The organism is Bradyrhizobium sp. McL0615 (assembly GCF_049993905.1).
In the GTDB taxonomy this organism is placed as follows: Bacteria; Pseudomonadota; Alphaproteobacteria; order Rhizobiales; family Xanthobacteraceae; genus Bradyrhizobium.
The window spans coordinates 3530785-3548766 of the sequence record NZ_CP188254.1 but is presented as its reverse complement, the minus strand read 5'-3'; the positions used below and the strand labels follow the sequence as shown (position 1 = coordinate 3548766).

Sequence of the window (17982 nt, the reverse complement as noted above, 5' to 3'; positions counted from 1 at the left end):
CGCCCCTGACCACATCGACGGCGAACGCCCGCTTGCTTCAGATAGCGGACTAACAAAGGTCATCCGCAGGCGAGCCATCAGGTGCCTGCCGATCAATCTACTATCAACGGCAACAATGGGCTTTCTACGGCGTGCGCAGCAATATATGCGGCAAAGCTAAGGCCATTTTGGATACAGCAGAGAGTTTCTCCGCGTGTGTGACAATATGTCGGAGCAGTATGGCCGCAGCCTACTCTCGAGACCGTCGGCGCTTTTTCGGCTGAACGGATTGTGCTGCGGCGACCTGCGGCGAATTTTGCTGTGCCTGCATCTGTCGTTGCGTATTCTTCGGTTCACCAACTGGCGCTGATCCTCCGACTGATTCCGACTTTCCGCGATCATCGCTGAAGAGCGTGAAGGTGGCGAAGCGGCCGTCAAGCGACAACACCACCTTGCGTCCTTCGATTTGGCTGACCTTCCATCCATCGATCTCGTCGCCGATCTGTGCGCGCACCATTTTCTTGTCCGCGCCCGAACGAACGACGGCGCGAGCGCTCTCGCCATCCATCACCACACCGAAAAGAACCAGATTGGGCGGTGGAGGTGGTGGTGCCGGCGGCTCGGCAGCCTGCACGATCGGCGGAGGTGCGGGCGGCGGCGCGGGTGGACGACGAGTCGGTGAAAATAGCGGGCGATCGACGATCGTTGACAGCTGCTCGAGGGATTGCGCCGCCACCGGATTTGGAGGCGCAGCGGCAGGCCGATCCTGCGCTTGAGCGATCGCGACGGCACCGGGCTCCGTAGCCGAGCAGATCAAGAAAGCGAAAACTGCCGCTGGCAATGGCGCGTGCCTCATGACGCGTCTCGTCGATGCGCCGCACCACCTCCTCGCCCGATGACGCATGGACTTCGCCGACAACTCTCTCCTGCATGCGTAACAGCGCGATAGCGGAAATGTGGCATTGGGGCCGCCTGCGGATTCGCCGTAACCGCCGACGCTATCTAACGTCGTTGGTGTCTCACGCCATCTCGTTCGGATGTCTGCAACATTTCATCCGACAACGATGCGAGAGGCTCGACAATGTCGAGAACCGTTAGCCCGAGTGCACGGCAGAAATCCGACGTCCTGCAGGGCAAACCTGTGTCGGTTTGATGCTTGAAGTATGATGCCCGCAGTGCGGCATCCACCTGTTCCACTAGGTGACGGATTTCCGAACAACTCGCTTGCCACCCTTTGGTCTGGCCTTCGCGGGCGGTGGCTGCGTCCCAAAACGCTTTCGATTGAAGGGCACGGCGCCGGAGCCCGCAACAATCTCGATGTCCTCGAGTTGCAGCGGTTTACCGCGCCTGGACATCAGGGTGGGATACTCAATTGGCCGCCCGCTGCTGCGATCCCTGAAAACCACCTGAGGCCCTTCGGGCTCCGCGAGCCAGTCGTCGCCCCACTTCTTCAGAGCCAGATAAGTCGGGAAAAAATCGCGCCCTTTTTTGGTCAATACATATTCGTGGCGGCCGCCATGCTCGGGGAGCCGCACGCGCGTCATCATGCCGAGATCGACGAACTTCTTCAGCCGTGCGCTGAGAATATTCGGCGCAACGCCAAGATAGTATTGAAATTCGTCGAACCGCCGAGTGCCATAATAGGCTTCCCGAAGGAGCAGGATCGACCAGCGGTCGCCGACCACCTCCATGGCCCGGGAGATGGAACATTCCTTGTTGAAAGAACGCTTCAAATGGTGTCTCGCCGACTATTGCCTCTGTGATTCCCGGTCATTTATAGCAGCACATCAGCGCTTTGCGCCCATCCCTCTTTGATGGGCGAATCGCTTCGCCAAGCGCGATGCCCGGAGCGGGGCCATGGTCAGGCTGCCTGCCCCGCCGGCTCCCGTGGCTTGGCCGCCACTTCCGGCGTCAGCACACGATGGTGCGTAACGAGCACGCCCGCTTCGGAGAGCTTCTGCAATTCCGGCTCGCTTACACCCAACTCGGCAAACACCTCCCTGTTGTGCTCACCCTGGAAAGCCGGTGTCCCGATCGGGGTCAGCTCGTCCCTGGAAAAATGCCAGGGGCGGCCCGGCAATTTGTATTCGCCGCCGTTGCGATTGGAGACGAGTTGGACCGCGCCCCAGTAATCGCTCCAGTCCGACTTCGTGAGTTCCTTGATCGAGCGGATTTCGCCCATCGCTATCTTGGCCTCGTCGAACTGAGCGTCGAGCGTCGCCATATCGGGGAAGGTCAGCATCCAGGACTGAATGATCTGGTGCAACGCGCCGAAATTCAGCCGTCGCGCCGCCGCGGTGGAAAACCGCGGATCGTCCATCAGGTCGGAACGGCGCATCGCGCGCAGCCAGGACGGGAACGTCCGGCTGCCGACGATGCTGGTGGCGACGGTGAAATGCTCTCCCTGTGGACCGGTGAAGAAAGAGCAATCGGTGGCGCCAAGCACGGCAGGCTCCGCGCCGATATCGTCGTCCGACAGGTCGACATGCGCGCGTTCGTTGACCGCAAGCAGGGTCGCAGCCATCGCGACGTCGATATACTGGCCCTGACCTGTTGCCTGGCGGCTGTGGAGCGCCGCGAGGATGGCGATCACCGCCTGCAAACCGGCATACACGTCGGCATGCGACAGGCTGTCGGTGCGCGGCTCCTTCAAGGCCTCGCCATAATGCCGCACGCTGTTTTCGGTAAAGCCGGCTTCAGCCTGCACCGTCGGAGCGTAGGCCATCCGGCTGCGCCACGGCCCACCCTGCCCGTAACCAGTGATCGATGCGTAGATCAGCCGCGGATTCCGCTTCGACAGGGTTTCGTAGTCAAGGCCGAAGAAGCCGAGCGTCCCCGCGCGAAAATTCTCCACCACGATATCGGCGGTGTCGCAGAGCTTCAGCACCAGCTCATAAGCGCCGGGAACATTCAGATTGATGCTGACATTGCGTTTTCCGGCGTTTTGCTGCGCATAATAACCCGACATGCCGTCGGTGGAGGGAAATGCGAAGCGCGACACATCCGGGCTTGGCGGCTCGATTTTGATGACTTCGGCGCCGAGATCCTGCAATGTCCGCGCGCACAGCGGACCTGCCAGCACGCGGGAAAAGTCGACGACGCGAATTCCGCTGAGGGGACCGGCCATGATCAGCGCCCCGCGAACTTGGCAAGGCCGGGGCCGTTCTTTCGGAACGAGGCAAGCCCGGCCTTCAGATCTTCCGACGCCCAGATCGGCGCTTGTACCCTCGCCATCGCCTCGTCGGCGGCGGCCACGCCGTCGTTGACGGCGATGTAGGCGAGTTCCTTGGTCGCCGCATGCGCAAGTGTCGGGCCTTGCGCGAATTCCTCGGCAATTGCCATGGTCGCCTTCTCCAGCGATTCCTCGGGAACCGCGAGATTGATCAAGCCCCACTTTTCCAGCGTCGGCGCATCATAGCGCCGCGCCAGCATCGACATTTCCTTGGCGCGCAACGCGCCGATGCGCTGCACCTGACGCTGGATGCCGCCCAGCAACGGGTGCAGTCCAAGCGTGGCCTCTACCGAACCGATCTTCGCCGACGAGGCCGCGATGATGTAATCGCAGGACAGCGCCAGTTCGAGGCCGCCGCCAAGACAGACGCCGTGGATGCTCGCGATCAACGGAATCGGCAGCAGTTCCATAAACCGGAGAAACTCGACACCGCTCAGGCGGCGGTTTTCACCCCCCGTATCGCCACTGCCCTGCTCCACCCGCTTGTCGAAGATATCGAGATCGGCGCCGGCCGAAAAATGACGAAGCCCGCTGCGAAGGACAATCGCCCGGCTGCCGGCTTTCTGGGCCTGTTCGATCTGTTCAACGATGGCATTGATAAGCTTCGGCCCCAGCAAATTGTAGGGCCGGTAAACCATCGTCAACACGGAGATATTGCCGCGCTGCTCGCGCGTAACCAATGCATCCTCGGACACCACGCACCTCCCTGGTTGGACGCCCTGATGCGCGCCCTGCTCTCTCATTCGCTGCTCGGAGTTTATCGCATGACTTGCAATTTGCAAGTCATGATGGCGAATAGAATGATCACAGTCATCTCACTTGCCCGGCCCGCACTGATCGCAGGCCAACGTCGGCGGATTATCGCAGGCATCTCGTCAAGACCGAGGTCGAGCGTGCGTTAGCGCCGCTCACTGCCGTCTGACGTGGCGCGCGCAACGCCGGCGGTCGCTATCGCGCCGCTGCACGTGCGTGAATGCGCTCAGACTGCATCTGGCTCGCTGCCGCCTCGTGAGCCGGTGCGAGCGAAAGGCGAACCGCAACGTGCTTGTGGTAGGGCGTGCCGGCGATGGGGTCGCGATTGCCACTCTCGGTGAGCAGGTTGATCCGCGGTCCGTTCGTGAGGCACTCGCCGTCCGGTGCGGGATAGGACTGGCCGTAGCCGTGCGGAAGCGCGAGCTGGCCGTGCCGCATGGACTCGTCGATCTTGCAGCGGACGATCAGGCGCCCGACGGCCGATTCAATTGCGATCCAGTCGCCGTCGCTGGCGCCCAAGGCGTCGAGGTCGGCGGAATTGATCAGTAACGCGCCATCAGGGTCATCGCGGCGCCACGCCGGATCGCGAAAGATCTGATTGGCATTGAACATGCGCCGCTGCCCGGCAGCCAGCATGAAGGGAAATTCCTTCGGCGCGCCGGCAGTCTCGGGATCGAGGTTGGCGAGCCATTCGAGCATATCAGGCACCGCGAGCCTGATCTTGCGGTCGGGATGGCTGATCAGCGACCAGACCTCGCTGTAGTCGTGATGGGTAATGGCGGTGCCCTGGCGGGCCGCAACGATGGCGTCGAACAGGGCGTCGCCGAGGGCCTGGTCCGGAATGTCATCCGACGCGCCGATCGCCCGCCGCACCGCTTGAGGGGATCGCCTGGCGCAGAGCAGCGCGGCGTTCCACATCGGCGCTGCGGCCGCCGTGCCGTCGGGCAACGTTTGCCCGAGCGTGTGGTAAAGCACCAGCGCCGCGACCGCTGCTGCCGAGGGGTTCTCGCCGATAAAGGCGCGAAACGCTGCCGCGAATTCCATCCGTGAACGCCGGGCGGCTTCCCGCAAGGGCGCCAGTACATTGTCGCCGGGCAGAAAGCCCATTGCGCGGGCAAGCCGGGTGTAGATCTCCGGTTCCGGCAGCGTGCCTTCGAGCGGCGGCACTACGGCGGCCCGGACGTGAAAATAGTTGGTCGGGAATTCGAAATTGAACAGTGTGAATTCGGTCTTCTCGTATTGCGAGGAGGCCGGCAATACATAATGCGCGAGCCGCGCGGTCTCGGTCATGGCGACGTCCACCACCACGCAAAGCTCGAGCGATTTTAGCGCGCGTTCGACGGCCTTGGTATTCGAGGCGGTGTTGGCTGGATTGGAGCTGTCGATCCAGACGCCGCGCAATCGGTCGGGATGGTCGCCGAGCACCGCATCCGGAAAGATATTGGGCGACAAAAGCCCGGCAATGACCTCATCGCCGGTAGGAGAGAATTTCTGCCCCGGCGAATTGCCCCAGAGCGGCTGCAGCCAGCTATGCAGCTGGTTGGTGCCTTTGCGGCCAAAGCTGCCGGTCAGCATGATCAGGAGCTTTTCGAGGTAGGAGTTGAGCGTCGAATTGACGCCCTGCTGAATGCCGAGTTCGACGCGAACGACCATGGCCTTGGCAGCGGCCATCATGGCGACGCAGCGCTCGATGTCTTCGATCGAAATTTCCGCCGCGGCAGCCCACGCCTCCACCGGGACATTCAGCAGCGCCTGCTTCACTTCGGCGAAGCCGACCGTGTGCTCGCTGATGAAATCATGGTCGATCGCATCGGACCGAACCAGCGTCGCCAACAGCGCTCCCAGCAGAAATGCATCGGCGCCCGGGCGAACGGCGAGATGCAGATCGGCCATCTCGGCGGTCTCCGACCGGCGCGGATCGACCACAATCAGCTTGCGTGCCGGATCCTTGCGGATCTGATTGAGATGGTCGCGGGCATTGGGAAAGCCGTGCGCGATCCACGGATTTGCACCGATCACAAACAGAAGGTCGCAGTGGTGCACGTCTTCGGCGGTGTGGCAGGTCTGGCTGCCGAACATATGCCCGTTGACCCAGAAGTCGCCGGTTTTCTCTTGCGACAGCGCATTGAAGACATTGCGCGAACCAAGCGCGCGCAGGAACGCATTGGCGTAGGCGCCGCCGGCGTGGTTACCCTGGCCGCCACCGCCATAGAGCGCCAGGCTCTTGCCGCCGTGGCGATCGACCAGGGCTCGCATCCGCTCGGCGATCTCGGCAATTGCCACGTCCCACTCGATCGCATCAAAGCCGCCGTCGGCACGGCGACGGAGCGGCGTGGTGAGCCTGTCCTTGTGGTGCGCATAATAAGGTATGCGCGAGGCCTTGTTGCAGAGGTAGCCCTGCGATTTCGGGCTGGACCGATCGCCCCGCACTTTTTCGACATGGCCATCATTGACCAGCACCTCGATGCCGCAATTGACGTAACACAGGTTGCAGGCCGTCTTGTGCCAGGTGCCGGTCATGTCGACTTCTCCTTGTGTTCGCAATTTCCTGCCGCGGGCCGGCGGCGCAGTGCCTGCCGTCCGGCAGCCAAAATGTCGTCGGACATGTTCTTGTCGCCGACCGCACGCGCTAGCACGATTGCGCCCATCATGGTTGCAAACGCGCTCGTCGCGGCCTCGCGCGCCTCTTCGGACGACATTTCGGGCAGCATCTGCGCGACCATATCGATCATTTCGCCGAACTTTCGCCCAAAGGTGCGGCGCGCCTTCGGGCTTGAACGTGCGATGTCGGCGCCCAGCGCCGGCAATGCACAGCCATGGGCCCGGTCATTGCGATGCGAGGAGCTCAGATATCCCTGAACGAAGGCGTCGAAGCGTTCCTCAGGCGGCAATTCCTCAGCGAGGTTGAGCCAATGGACGATCGTCCGGTCCATGGCGAGCACAAACGCCTCGACGACGAGCGCTTCGCGCGATTCGAAATGCGCGTAGAAGCCGCCATGAGTGAGACCAGCGAGCTTCATCAGATCGGCCACGCTCATGCCGTCGGCGCCACGCTGACGCAGGCCATAGGAGGCCTCTTCGACGATCCGGCTCCGGGTCCGCAGCCCGTGCCCTTTCACGTAGCGCATCGCCGGCTCCCAGAACAGTTCGCGACAAATCGGCAGGCAACGAAAAGCATTTTCACCTCACCATTTTTCGCCGAACGGGCGAAGCTCGGTCAGGAACGACCATGCCGAACGGTCCTGGGTGTGGAGATGCCACAACTCGTCGGCGATCGCGGAAGGCTTGATAAAGAACTCGTCGGGGGCATCGCGCATGCGTTCGCGCATTCGCGGCACGTCGATCACGGCGTCGATCAGGAGATAGGCGACGTGGATGCCGTGCGGTCCGAGTTCTCTTGCGATCGACTCGGACAGAATACGCTGAGCCGCTTTGGTCGGGGCAAAGCCGGCGAAATTCGCCTTGCCGCGGATGGCTGATGTGTTTCCGGTGACAAGGATCGTGCCCCTGCCCGCCTTGATCATGTCCGGCGCCACTTCACGCGCCAGATACAGCAGGCCCATGACGTTGACCTGGAAATTCCGGTCGAGCATTTGCGGCTCGATCTCCAGAAAGGTGCCCCACCCTCCGCCCACCGCGTTATGGATGAGCGCGCTCGGGGCTCCGTATCGCTTGCGGATGTCGGCAACGGCGTCGGCGACCTGGCTTTGGCTGGAAACATCGCAGATCACGGCGTGGGTATCGGGAAGCTCCTGCTCCAGCGCGCGAATGCGTTCCGGCGACCGGGCCAGCGCGATGACGCGAAAGCCTTCGCCGGCAAAGCGCCGGACAATTGCGGAGCCGGTGCCCGGACCGACCCCGGTAACTATGGCAATCGGTTTTTCAGCCATCGAGGCCTCGCCGGATCCTGTCGGAATAGCGTCGCGCGCCGGACGCCGTTTGCGGCCGTCCCAGTTTAGATGATTATCATCATACAATGCAACAGCATTCAGGGCGCGCGCGCAAAAGTGTGATGCCTCTAATGCCCTACAAAACTCGGTTTGCGCTTGTCGATGAAGGCGCGCACCGCTTCTTTGTGGTCGGTCGTTCGCGCGGAGCGAACCATGTTCTCCGCCTCCTGGTCCATCGAATCCAGGAAATTGCACGATATGGCGTGGTCAAGGTTGTCCTTGATGCGGGCCAGCGCGATCGACGGTCCCTCGGCCAGCGATTTTGCAAGCGCGAAGGCAGCCTCGCGCAGTTCGGCGTCGTGCACCACCCGGTTGACGAGACCGAGCGCCTCGCAGCGGCGGGCATCGATCCGTTCCGACAGGAACATCAGTTCTCGCGCGCGCGATGTGCCCACCAGCCGGGTCAACAGCCACGCGATGCCGTAATCGCCCGTCAAGCCGATGCGGGCATATCCCGTGGACATGATCGCGGATTCGCTGGCAATGCGGATATCGCAGGCGAGCGCAAGCGCCATCCCAGCGCCGGCCGCGGGCCCCGGAAGGGCTGCGATCGTCGGCTTTCTCACCGCCACCAGCGCACCGGTCAAGGTGCGCTGCTTGGTCTGGAGGTCGGCCACCCGCTCCTCGAACGCGACTTCCTTCTTGCTGGAATTGTTGCCCATGCCCTTGACGTCGCCGCCGGCACAAAAGGCCGTGCCCGCGCCAGTGATTAGCAACGCACCGACGTTGGGATCCTCGCCGCATTGCTTGATCATCCGCCGCAGGGCGGGAGTAAGGTAATCAGAGAGCGAATTGCGCGCCTCGGGGCGGTTGAGCGTGATGATTGCAACGCGGTCCCGGATCTCGCACAGCAACTCGCCGGTTCCGGTGTCGATTTCGATCCGCTCATCTGCCATTTTGAACCCACTCCCGTGGCTGTCGCGATCCCTGATTACCTGCGCGTCGGAAGGGCTCAGGCGACCTTCAACGCGGCCTTGCCGTCGTCATCGAGGAATCCGGTCAGCCGGTCCCTGATGATACGCTCGGCGTCGGCCATGATGCGGTCGATCAGTTCCTTGACGGTCGGAACGTCCCTGATCAATCCGGCCACCATCCCGCAGCTCCAGGCACCTGCATCCATTTCGCCGTCGATCATCACTTTGGGATAGACGCCCGCGACCTCCTCATGGATGTCGGCGATCTTCAGGCTGGCGCCCTTTTCACGCTCGATCTCTATCAGGCGGTCGACGCCCTTGTTCTTCAGCACGCGCTCGGTATTCCGCAGCGCCCGCATCACCAGCCTGGTGTCGAGTTCGCTGGCGGCGACGAGCGCCTTCTTGACGTTCTCGTGCACCGGCGCCTCCTTGGTGGCGATGAAGCGCGTTCCCATGTTCATGCCGGCGGCACCGAGCGCCAGTGCGGCGACCAGGCTGCGCGCATCGGCCATGCCGCCCGAGGCCACGAACGGAATCTTGAGCTCCTCGGCCGCGCGCGGCAGCAGGATCATGTTCGGCATGTCGTCTTCGCCGGGATGGCCGCCGCATTCGAACCCGTCGACGCTGACGGCGTCGCAACCGATCTGCTCGGCCTTCAGCGAGTGCCGGACCGATGTGCATTTATGGATCACCTTGATGCCGCCCGCCTTCAGCGCCGGCATGTATTGCTCGGGGCTGCGGCCGGCGGTCTCGACGATCTTGATGCCGCCCTCCCTGATGGCGGCGATATATTCCGGATAGGGCGGCGCCGTGAAGGACGGCAGGAAGGTGAGGTTCACGCCAAACGGCTTGTCCGTCATGTCGTGGCAGCGCGCGATCTCCTTTGCCAGCAATTCCGGCGTCTTTTGTGTCAGGCCGGTGATGATCCCGAGCCCTCCGGCATTCGACACCGCGGCGGCGAGCTCGGCAAACCCGACATAGTGCATGCCGCCCTGGATGATCGGATGTTCGATGCCAAACATCTCGGTAATTGCAGTCTTCACGTCGGCCTCCCCTGTGTTTGCGATGGCCGAGCTTTGCTGGGCCGTCAATTCCGGTCAATGGACGATTTCGAGCAGGCCCGCGACGCCCCCGCTACCACTTCTCGCCGAACGGCCGTATTTCCAGCTCGAACGTCCAGGCGCTCCTCGGCTGCTGGTATAGCTGCCAGTAGGATTCCGCGACCGACGACGGCGGCATCAGGAGATCGGGATTGTCCAGCGCCCCCGGCCCCAGCGCCTCGAGCCGCCGCTGGCGCACCCATTCGGTGTCGACGCCGGAATCGATGATCAGATGGGCGACGTGGATGTTCTTCGGCCCCAGTTCGCGTGCGGTCGCCTGCGCTACGGCGCGCAGGCCGAACTTGGCGCTGGCGAATGCCGCGTAGCCTGCTCCGCCGCGCAAGGACGCGGTAGCGCCCGTGAAGAAGATGTTGCCCTTGCCTCGCGGCAGCATCAGGCGCGCCGCCTCGCGACCGGCGAGGAAGCCGGAATAGCAGGCCATCTCCCAGACTTTCCGAAACACCCGCTCGGTCGTGTCGAGAATCGGGAAATTGACGTTGGCGCCGATATTGAAGATGCAGACTTCAAGCGGGGCGTGCTTGTCGGCATCGGCGAGGAAGGCGGTGATCTCCTCTTCCTTGCGCGCGTCGAGCGAGCGGGCGTGGATTTCGCCACCGGCCTTCTCGATCTCTTTCACCAGCGGTTCGAGCTTGGCGCCGTTGCGGCGACCGGCGAACACGGTGAATCCCTCTGAGGCAAACTTCTTTGCGATTTCGCCGCCGATAAAATCACCGGCGCCGATCACGGCCACGGTCGCGTTTCTCTTTTGCAAGGTGTTCTCCCGGTCGGTTAAGTCTGTCACTATTGCACCGGGCCGGCGATCGCCGGCCGGCTCACGCGCTCTGCAGGGACTCCGCGAGTTTGTGCTTGAGTATCTTGCCGGTTGACGTTGCCGGCAAGGCGTCGAGCACAATGATTTCAGACGGCCGCTTGTACGAGGTGAGTTGCGGGCTGACGAAAGCCATCAGATCGGACGGCTTTGTCCGCGATCCCTGCATCAGTTGCACGAAGGCTATGACCTCTTCGTTGCCGTCGACAGCGCGGCCGACCACGGCCGATTGAACGACGTCCTGGTGCGAATTGAGCACGGCCTCGACTTCCGCCGGATAGACGTTGAAGCCCGAGCGAATGATCATTTCCTTGGTGCGGCCGACGATATAGAGGCAATCGCCGTCGAAACGCGCGAGGTCGCCGGTATTGAACCAGCCCTCCGAATCGATCGCCTTGGCGGTGAGATCAGGCGCGCGGTAGTAACCGCGCATCACGTTGCGGCCGCGCACGTGAAGTTCGCCGACCTCGCCATTTCCTACCGGAATGCCGTCGATCGTCCTGATCCGGGCCTCGACCCCCGGAAGCACCGTTCCGACCGCCTGATCGCTGCGCGGCGCGTCGAAGCGCACCCCGGATATTCCGGGCGAGCATTCGGTGATGCCGTAGCCGTTCGAAAGCGGCAAGCCGAACTCGCGCTCGACACGCGACTTCAAATCGAGGTCAAGCGGCGCACCGGCCACCGCGATCAGCCGCAGCGATCCGCGATCGAGCCGCTCGAGGCCCGCCACCGCCTTGTATTCGAGGAGACGCTGATAGGTCGCAGGCACGCCGTTGAGGATGGTGATGCCCTCCTCGGCAATCGCCCTGGCGAGCACGGCCGGATCGTATTTGCTGACCAGGCGCACCGTGCCGCCGACCATCAGGGTCATGATCAGCAGGGAAATGCCGACGATATGCGAGATCGGCAGCACGACATAGACCTTGTCGCTCGCCTGCATCCGGCGGAAATACGCCGTGGTGCTTGCACTGATGAGGAGGTTTTCGTGGGTGAGCATCACGCCTTTTGGCGTGCCCGTGGTTCCCGATGTGTAGATCAGCACGGCGACCTGCTTTGCCGGATCCTTCTCGACGGGTTCGGCATCCGTGGCCTCGTTCAACGCGCCGACGCCGACCGCCTTCAACGATCCGACCGGCCCGATTTCGGCGCCATAGCGCTCCGCATGGGCGGCCGCTTCCTTTGAAACCCCGGCGGTCAAAAACATCCGTCGTGCGCCGCTGTGGTCGCGGATAAGGTCGAGTTCGCGCGGCGACAATCGCGGATTGGCAACGATCGCCCATGCATCGATCCGGCTCGCCGCCAGCAGCAGGGCGGCCAGCGCGATGCAGTTTTCGCTGACGATGATCATGCGGTCGCCGGCCCGGATGCCGAGCGATTTCAGTGCGGCGGCAACATCGGTGACGGAGCGATAGAGTTCGCGGTACGTCCACGAAGCCCCCTCTTCGATCAGCGCAACGCGGTCGGGCGTGCTGGAAACATGGGGCTCGAGAACTTGATGAATGCGGCCAGGAATCTCAGCGGCGATCTCGGCGAGACTGATCGCTTCCGACTGCTTTGCCACGGCCACTCTCCCAATCCGTTTCCGCCGCCTTGCCGCGGCCTTTGGCAGCTTTCCCGAATTTAAGGTTCTTTTTTAGAACTTGTCAATCGCTATTCTTGATCGCGCGGCTCATCACTTAACGGCGAGGAATCGTCGTAAAAGCTTATCCGCTGAAGTGGGCGGACAAATTCGTTTACAACGACCCGAAAGGCCGGTATCTTTTCAGTATCAAATAAGAACTTAAGGGAGACAGGCATGGCGGAACAGCGCGGCGTAGCAATACTGGTCGGCGCAGGCGACGCCATCGGCGCGGCCGTGGCCCGGCGCTTTGCCAAGGGCGGCTACGCCGTCTGCATCTGCCGCCGCGACGCAGCCAAGTCGCAAGCGCTGGTCGACGAGCTAAGGGCCGCAGGCCTCGAGGCGCACGCGTTCAGCGTCGATGCCCGTCAGGAAGCCGAGGTTCAGAACCTGTTCGCCGAGGTCGAGAAGAATATCGGACCGATCGAGGTCTGCCTTTTCAACGCCGGATCGAACGTCAACAAGCCGCTGCTGGACACCACCGAAAAGCTGTTCTTCAAGGCCTGGGAACTCGCCTGCTATGGCGGTTTTCTGGTCGGCCGAGAGGCAGCGCGCTACATGCTTCCGCGCAGCCGCGGCACCATCTTCTTTACAGGCGCGACCGCCAGCGTCCGCGGTGGCGTCGGTTTTGCGGCATTCTCATCCGCAAAATTCGGACTTCGCGCGGTGGCGCAAGCGATGGCGCGCGAACTCGGTCCCAAAAATATCCACGTCGTGCATCTCCTGATCGACGCCGGCGTGGACAGCGAGGCGATCCATCAGCGCATGAAGGCGGCCAAGGGTATCGAAGCCAGCGACATCCCGCCGGACAGCCTGACCAAAACGTCGTCCATCGCGGAAGCCTATTGGTTTGCGCATCAGCAAACCCGGGACGGCTGGACCCATGAGCTCGATCTCCGCCCGTCCGTGGAAAAATGGTAGGAGGGCCCAATGGCGGACCTGACAATTTGGGGCGTCGGAACCAGCCGCACGATCCGGCCGCACTGGGCCATGCAGGAGCTCGGCCTGCCCTACAAGACGATACCGATCGGGCCGCGAACCGGCGAAACCAAGACCGCGGAATACACCAAGCTCAACCCGCGCCAAAAGGTGCCGCTGCTGCAGGATGGTGACTTCTGCATCGGTGAAAGTGCGGCGATCGTCGCTTACCTGTCGCGCATGTATTCGACGCCGGAGCGCTCCCTGATCCCGGAACCGCCGCGTGAATACGCGGCCTGGCTGGAATGGTGCTTCTTCATCGTCGCCGAGCTCGACTCCACCAGCCTTTATGTCATGCGCCGGCACCGGGCGGACGCGCTCGGTCCGATCTACGGCGTTGCACCCGAGGTCGTCGCCAAGGCCGGCGAATATTTTCGGCAGCAGCTACGACATGTCGAGGTCGCGCTCGCCGATGGCCGCCGGTTCCTGATGGGCGACAAGTTCACCAGCGCCGACATCCTGCTGACGACCTGTCTCGACTGGGCGATCGTTTACGGCGTCGGAATCTGCGACAACGCGCAACCATATCTCGAACGCATCCACGCGCGAGAGGCCTATCAACTCGCCAAAAAGGCGAACGTGCCGCTGGCGCCCATCGTTCCGGCGCAGCAGAAGGTGTGACTTAACTAGGGCATGATCTCCGCGCAAACGCGTTCCGCGTTTGTCGCAGGGAAAACCGGTAGCCACTTTTCCGGATCATGCGTCAGACCGCGACCCGGATCGATTTTTCGCTGACCATCTTGTCGATGGCGCCGTCGTCATAACCGAGATCGCGCAGCACTTCGCGCGTGTGCTCGCCGACGCGGGGCGCCGGCCCGCCGATGGCGGCCTTGTTGATTTCGAACTGCGCCGCGGGCTTCGGCTGCCGCACCCGCCCGACCATCGGCTGATCGAACTCGGCAATAAGGTCGCGCGCGACGACCTGTTCGTTATGGATGATCTCGCCGCGGCGCAGGATCGGCGCGCAGGGAACGTCGGCGGCATCGAGCCGCTCCAGCCATTCGGCGGTGGTGTGCTGGGCGATGTATTCCGCCATCTTGTTGATGCGGGCGGTGGCGTTGACCGAACGCGCCGACGGCGTCGCAAACCGCGGATCCTTGGCGAGCTCGGGATCGCCCGACGCCCGGCAAAAACCCTGCCATTCTGAATCCGAAATGGTGCCCGCCGTGATGTAACCGTCGCTGGTCTTGAACACGAGGTCCGGACGATCGTTGGGATCGGCCGCCGTGGTCTCGGCGCCGACCACCGTGTACTGCATCATGCCTTCCGGCCACAGATACGAAATCATGGTATCCAGCATCGCGACACGGATGTGATCGCCCTGCCCGGTCTTCTCGCGTGCATAGAGCGCCGACGACACCGCCTGCGCGGTGAAGACAGCGGTTGTCTTGTCGCAGACGATGGTGCGGATCATTTGGGGACGATTGGTCACCGGCTGCGATTGGATGTCGGCAAAGCCTGACAGCCCCTGGATGATCGGGTCATAGACCCGCTTCTTCACGTAAGGTCCGGTATCGCCGACGCCGCTGATCGAGACGTAGATCAGGCGCGGATGCCGCCGGCGCAATTCGTCGGCGCCGAGGCCGAGCCGTTCCGTGGTGCCCGGGCGAAAATTCTGCACCAGCACGTCGGCCTGTGCGACCAGCTTGGCGAGGACTTCCCGGCCGGCCGCGCTCTTGACGTCGATCGAAAGCGAGCGCTTGCCGCGATTGGACGAGATGAACAGCGCGGAGAACTCACCGCCCTTGTCGATGGTGGCGCGGCTGCGGCGGGTGATATCGCCGCCGATCGGCTCAATCTTGAGCACGTCGGCGCCCTGGTCCGCCAGGAACATGGTCGCGTATGGACCCGACACGACACCGGTCAAATCGAGGACGCGAACACCGCTGAGTGGGCCGGGCATGACATTCTCCCTTTTATTGCGTTCCGCACCGGGAACGACGAGCGTCTATTGTTGTCCTTTGACCCGCTTGTTTCCACCTGCAATCTGCGGCGGCGGGTCGTGACCTCAGGCGGTTTTTGGCATCGCCTGGCTGATCTGCTCGACGATCGAATCCTCGACATCACGGAGCTGATCCTTGCCGAAGAACATCTCCCTGCCGACGAAGAAGGTGGGTGAACCAAATGCGCCACGGTTGACCGCATCCGTCGTCAGATCGATCAACCGCTTCTTGACGTCGTCCTGCTGCGCGCGCGCCATCAACCGTTCGATATCGATGCTAGAGGCGGCGAAAGCAGTACGGAAAACTTCGACGTCGTCCATCTTCTTGGGCTCTTCCCACATGTGATGGTAGGCGGCGCGGAAATAAGGTTCGAACATACCCTCGAACTGCGCCGCGACGGCGCCGCGCATCAGCATCAGCGTATTGACCGGGAAAAACGGATTTGGCCGGAATTTTGTGATGTTGTGGCGGCGAAGGAAGCGCTGCGTCTCCAGCGCCTGGTATTCGGGCTTATTCTTGATCCCGCGCAGGGAGTCGGCCGGCGACATGTTGCCGGTCGCCTTGTAGACGCCGCCGAGCAGCACCGGAACGTATTCGAACTTGACGCCGGTACTCCGTTCGATGGCCGGAAGCGCGAGCTCCGCCAGATACGCGTTCGGGCTGCCGAAATCGAACTGGAATTCCACTTTCAGGGGATTTGCCACCGGCTTCTCCTTCGGAGCTCGCGTGATGTGGTCAGCGCTCCCGTCGCGGGCGCCGCCAGCCTCGTCTTGGTTACTGATCGTTCATAGCGTTCTAAAAAAGAACTGTCAATTACTACCCGTATTGACTAGGTTATTTGGGCAATTGTGGGCCTACTCGGCGGTTGTCTCGCCCAAGGTGCCTATTTAGAATGACTATTATGGCTCGGTTCCCTTACTCGATTCGAGCGCATTGATTTGCCGTGAGGACTGGAGAGCAGGAATGAAGTGGGACGCCCTTGAAGAAGAGCCGTGTTCGCTGGCCCGGACCATCGGGGTGATCGGCGATCGCTGGACGCTTCTGATCCTGCGGGAGTGCTTTCTGCGCACGCGGCGGTTCGAGGGATTTCAGTCGGCGCTCGGGATCACGCGGCATCTGCTCGCCGAACGGCTGAAGAAGCTGGTCCGGCAGGGCGTGCTGCGCCGCATCCCCTATCAGGAATCGCCCAAGCGGCATGAATACATCCTGACCCAGAAGGGGCTCGACCTGTACCCGATCATGATGGCGCTGGTGCACTGGGGCGATACCCATATGGTCGACGAGCGCGGCCGACCGCTGCTGCATGAGCATCGCAAGTGCGGAAAGATTTTCGACCCCGTGATGGTCTGCTCCGAATGCGGCGAGCCGCTTCACGCCAAGGAAGTCCAGACCCTTCCCGGACCCGGCGCGCGCCCGGGTCCGCCGAGGCGCCCCGCCCCGGCCAAGGCAAAGACGGGCAAGCAAGCGGCCTGACGTTTCACGCGGTCGACCTCGCCGCGGGCGAATAGTGGCCGGCGAAGCGGCGGCGCAACTCCATCTTCTGGATTTTTCCGGTTGCCCCGTAGCTGAGCGCTTCGACAAATACGACGTCATCGCGCTGCCCACCTCTGCGCCAAACCAGCTTGCCCGCTCCCCAAACCTGCCTATGGTGGCGGAAAAGAACAAAGGCAGGGAGGCGATAATTGGCGAAGCAGTGGATCGCGGCAGGCATGCTTCTGGCGTTAGCCGGAGTGAGCGGCGCACAGGCCCAGGATTATCCCACAAGAACGGCTACGGTTATCGTTCCCTTCGCTGCCGGAGGGCCGGCTGACATTACGGGGCGGATCGTCGCAGACATCTTCTCGCGCTACCTCGGTCAGAAGTTCGTGGTGGAGAATGTCGTGGGCGCCGGCGGAACGACCGGGGCGGCCCGCGCCGCCCGCGCGCCGGCGGATGGATATACGATCCTGTCCGGACACCTCGGCACCAATGCACTGGCGCCGGCGTTCTACCCAAATCTCGCCTACGATCCGCAAAAGGATTTTGAACCTGTTGGCTTGACCGCCGAATATCCGGAATTGCTGGTCGTCCGAAAGGATTTTCCGGCCGACAACCTCAGGGAATTCGTGGCCTATGCAAAGGCCTATCCGGAAAAGCTCAATGTTGGACACGCTGGCCTTGGCTCGGTGTCCTATATCGGCTGCCTGCTGCTGCATGCGGCGATCGGCATCAAGCCGACGATGATTCCGTTCACTGGCACCGCGCCCGTCCTGAACGCCATGCTGTCTGGTCAGGTCGATTATGAATGCGATCCTGTGCTGGGCACGCTGAGCCAGGTCCAGGCTGGAAACGTAAAGGCGCTGGCGGTCGCGGCCAAAAAGCGCAGTCCGCTGCTGCCGGACGTGCCGACTTCCTACGAGCAGGGCCTTCCCGAATTCGATATGGCCCCGTTCTACGCGGTGTTCGTGCCGACGGGCACGCCGCAGGCGATCGTCGACAAGCTTGCCGATGCCCTGAGCAAGGGGCTCAACGAGGACGCCGTGAAGAAACGCCTGGCGGAGCTCGGCGCCGAGACCGTGGAGCAGGAGCGTCGCGGGCCCAAGGCCCTCACCGACCTGATCAAAGCCGAGTCCGCGCGGCTGCTGCCCATTCTCAAAGCTGCGACGGAGAAAGAGAAATAGAGGTCGCGGGAACCGGTGCCTTTCAA

Annotated in this window: 17 protein-coding genes; 4 read left to right on the top strand and 13 right to left on the bottom strand. The window is 62.6% G+C overall.

Features of this window, described 5'->3' with window-relative positions; translation table 11 throughout:
* Positions 1–229: 229 nt before the first annotated feature.
* The 11 genes from ACPPVP_RS16780 to ACPPVP_RS16730 form a co-directional block, all read right to left on the bottom strand.
* Positions 230–715 carry a hypothetical protein gene (locus ACPPVP_RS16780; protein ID WP_426536159.1) on the bottom strand — a complete coding sequence of 162 codons (486 nt, stop codon included), beginning with the start codon at positions 713–715 and terminating at the stop codon, positions 230–232.
* Positions 716–1175: 460 nt separating this feature from the next.
* On the bottom strand, positions 1176–1670 hold the full coding sequence (locus ACPPVP_RS16775) for a winged helix-turn-helix transcriptional regulator (protein WP_426536157.1): 495 nt from the start codon (positions 1668–1670) through the stop codon (positions 1176–1178).
* 170 nt (positions 1671–1840) lie between these two features.
* On the bottom strand, positions 1841–3106 hold the full coding sequence (locus ACPPVP_RS16770) for a CaiB/BaiF CoA transferase family protein (RefSeq protein ID WP_426536155.1): 1266 nt from the start codon (positions 3104–3106) through the stop codon (positions 1841–1843).
* A 2-nt stretch (positions 3107–3108) separates the two neighbouring features.
* Entirely contained in the window at positions 3109–3906 is a 798-nt protein-coding gene (locus ACPPVP_RS16765) for an enoyl-CoA hydratase/isomerase family protein (protein WP_426536153.1), read from the bottom strand.
* A gap of 253 nt (positions 3907–4159) precedes the next feature.
* Positions 4160–6484 (bottom strand): molybdopterin-dependent oxidoreductase, encoded by a 2325-nt coding sequence (locus ACPPVP_RS16760; RefSeq protein ID WP_426536151.1) that lies wholly within the window; start codon positions 6482–6484, stop codon positions 4160–4162.
* Positions 6481–7092 (bottom strand): TetR/AcrR family transcriptional regulator, encoded by a 612-nt coding sequence (locus ACPPVP_RS16755; protein ID WP_426536149.1) that lies wholly within the window; start codon positions 7090–7092, stop codon positions 6481–6483. The genes ACPPVP_RS16760 and ACPPVP_RS16755 overlap by 4 nt, the downstream gene beginning before the upstream one ends.
* 57 nt (positions 7093–7149) lie before the next feature.
* Positions 7150–7854 carry an SDR family NAD(P)-dependent oxidoreductase gene (locus ACPPVP_RS16750; RefSeq protein ID WP_426536147.1) on the bottom strand — a complete coding sequence of 235 codons (705 nt, stop codon included), beginning with the start codon at positions 7852–7854 and terminating at the stop codon, positions 7150–7152.
* Between the two features lie 128 nt (positions 7855–7982).
* Positions 7983–8810: an enoyl-CoA hydratase-related protein gene (locus ACPPVP_RS16745; protein ID WP_426536145.1), complete on the bottom strand. Its 828-nt coding sequence runs from the start codon at positions 8808–8810 to the stop codon at positions 7983–7985.
* A 56-nt stretch (positions 8811–8866) separates the two neighbouring features.
* Positions 8867–9871 (bottom strand): NAD(P)H-dependent flavin oxidoreductase, encoded by a 1005-nt coding sequence (locus ACPPVP_RS16740; protein WP_426536143.1) that lies wholly within the window; start codon positions 9869–9871, stop codon positions 8867–8869.
* A gap of 91 nt (positions 9872–9962) precedes the next feature.
* The gene (locus ACPPVP_RS16735; protein ID WP_426536141.1) at positions 9963–10700 is read right to left on the bottom strand and encodes an SDR family oxidoreductase; all 738 of its coding nucleotides are present in this window, start codon (positions 10698–10700) and stop codon (positions 9963–9965) included.
* 61 nt (positions 10701–10761) lie between these two features.
* Positions 10762–12318: a class I adenylate-forming enzyme family protein gene (locus ACPPVP_RS16730; RefSeq protein ID WP_426536139.1), complete on the bottom strand. Its 1557-nt coding sequence runs from the start codon at positions 12316–12318 to the stop codon at positions 10762–10764.
* Between the two features lie 234 nt (positions 12319–12552).
* Between ACPPVP_RS16730 and ACPPVP_RS16725 the strand changes: the two genes are divergently transcribed.
* Both ACPPVP_RS16725 and ACPPVP_RS16720 read left to right on the top strand, forming a co-directional pair.
* The gene (locus ACPPVP_RS16725; RefSeq protein ID WP_426536137.1) at positions 12553–13296 is read left to right on the top strand and encodes an SDR family NAD(P)-dependent oxidoreductase; all 744 of its coding nucleotides are present in this window, start codon (positions 12553–12555) and stop codon (positions 13294–13296) included.
* Positions 13297–13305: 9 nt separating this feature from the next.
* The gene (locus ACPPVP_RS16720; protein WP_426536135.1) at positions 13306–13974 is read left to right on the top strand and encodes a glutathione S-transferase family protein; all 669 of its coding nucleotides are present in this window, start codon (positions 13306–13308) and stop codon (positions 13972–13974) included.
* A gap of 82 nt (positions 13975–14056) precedes the next feature.
* Here the strand turns inward: ACPPVP_RS16720 and ACPPVP_RS16715 are convergent, their stop codons facing one another.
* Positions 14057–15256, bottom strand: coding sequence for a CaiB/BaiF CoA transferase family protein (locus ACPPVP_RS16715; protein WP_426536133.1), 1200 nt, complete (start codon positions 15254–15256; stop codon positions 14057–14059).
* Positions 15257–15361: 105 nt separating this feature from the next.
* Positions 15362–16000, bottom strand: a complete 639-nt coding sequence (locus ACPPVP_RS16710) for a 2-hydroxychromene-2-carboxylate isomerase (RefSeq protein ID WP_426536131.1) — start codon at positions 15998–16000, stop codon at positions 15362–15364.
* A gap of 259 nt (positions 16001–16259) precedes the next feature.
* On the opposite strand from ACPPVP_RS16710, the gene ACPPVP_RS16705 reads away from it, so the two are divergent.
* Together ACPPVP_RS16705 and ACPPVP_RS16700 are read left to right on the top strand one after the other, a co-directional pair.
* Positions 16260–16769 (top strand): winged helix-turn-helix transcriptional regulator, encoded by a 510-nt coding sequence (locus ACPPVP_RS16705; RefSeq protein ID WP_426536129.1) that lies wholly within the window; start codon positions 16260–16262, stop codon positions 16767–16769.
* 209 nt (positions 16770–16978) lie between these two features.
* Positions 16979–17956, top strand: coding sequence for a Bug family tripartite tricarboxylate transporter substrate binding protein (locus tag ACPPVP_RS16700; protein WP_426536127.1), 978 nt, complete (start codon positions 16979–16981; stop codon positions 17954–17956).
* The last annotated feature ends 26 nt before the right edge of the window (positions 17957–17982 follow it).

Excerpts from the sequence above, each read along its gene's own strand:
- ACPPVP_RS16760 (WP_426536151.1), bottom strand. The coding sequence starts at position 6,484 with ATGACCGGCACCTGGCACAAGACGGCCTGCAACCTGTGTTACGTCAAT.
- ACPPVP_RS16755 (WP_426536149.1), bottom strand. The coding sequence starts at position 7,092 with ATGCGCTACGTGAAAGGGCACGGGCTGCGGACCCGGAGCCGGATCGTC.
- ACPPVP_RS16750 (WP_426536147.1), bottom strand. The coding sequence starts at position 7,854 with ATGGCTGAAAAACCGATTGCCATAGTTACCGGGGTCGGTCCGGGCACC.
- ACPPVP_RS16770 (WP_426536155.1), bottom strand. The coding sequence starts at position 3,106 with ATGGCCGGTCCCCTCAGCGGAATTCGCGTCGTCGACTTTTCCCGCGTG.
- ACPPVP_RS16745 (WP_426536145.1), bottom strand. The coding sequence starts at position 8,810 with ATGGCAGATGAGCGGATCGAAATCGACACCGGAACCGGCGAGTTGCTG.
- ACPPVP_RS16720 (WP_426536135.1), top strand. The coding sequence starts at position 13,306 with ATGGCGGACCTGACAATTTGGGGCGTCGGAACCAGCCGCACGATCCGG.
- ACPPVP_RS16715 (WP_426536133.1), bottom strand. The coding sequence starts at position 15,256 with ATGCCCGGCCCACTCAGCGGTGTTCGCGTCCTCGATTTGACCGGTGTC.
- ACPPVP_RS16705 (WP_426536129.1), top strand. The coding sequence starts at position 16,260 with ATGAAGTGGGACGCCCTTGAAGAAGAGCCGTGTTCGCTGGCCCGGACC.
- ACPPVP_RS16775 (WP_426536157.1), bottom strand. The coding sequence starts at position 1,670 with ATGGAGGTGGTCGGCGACCGCTGGTCGATCCTGCTCCTTCGGGAAGCC.
- ACPPVP_RS16725 (WP_426536137.1), top strand. The coding sequence starts at position 12,553 with ATGGCGGAACAGCGCGGCGTAGCAATACTGGTCGGCGCAGGCGACGCC.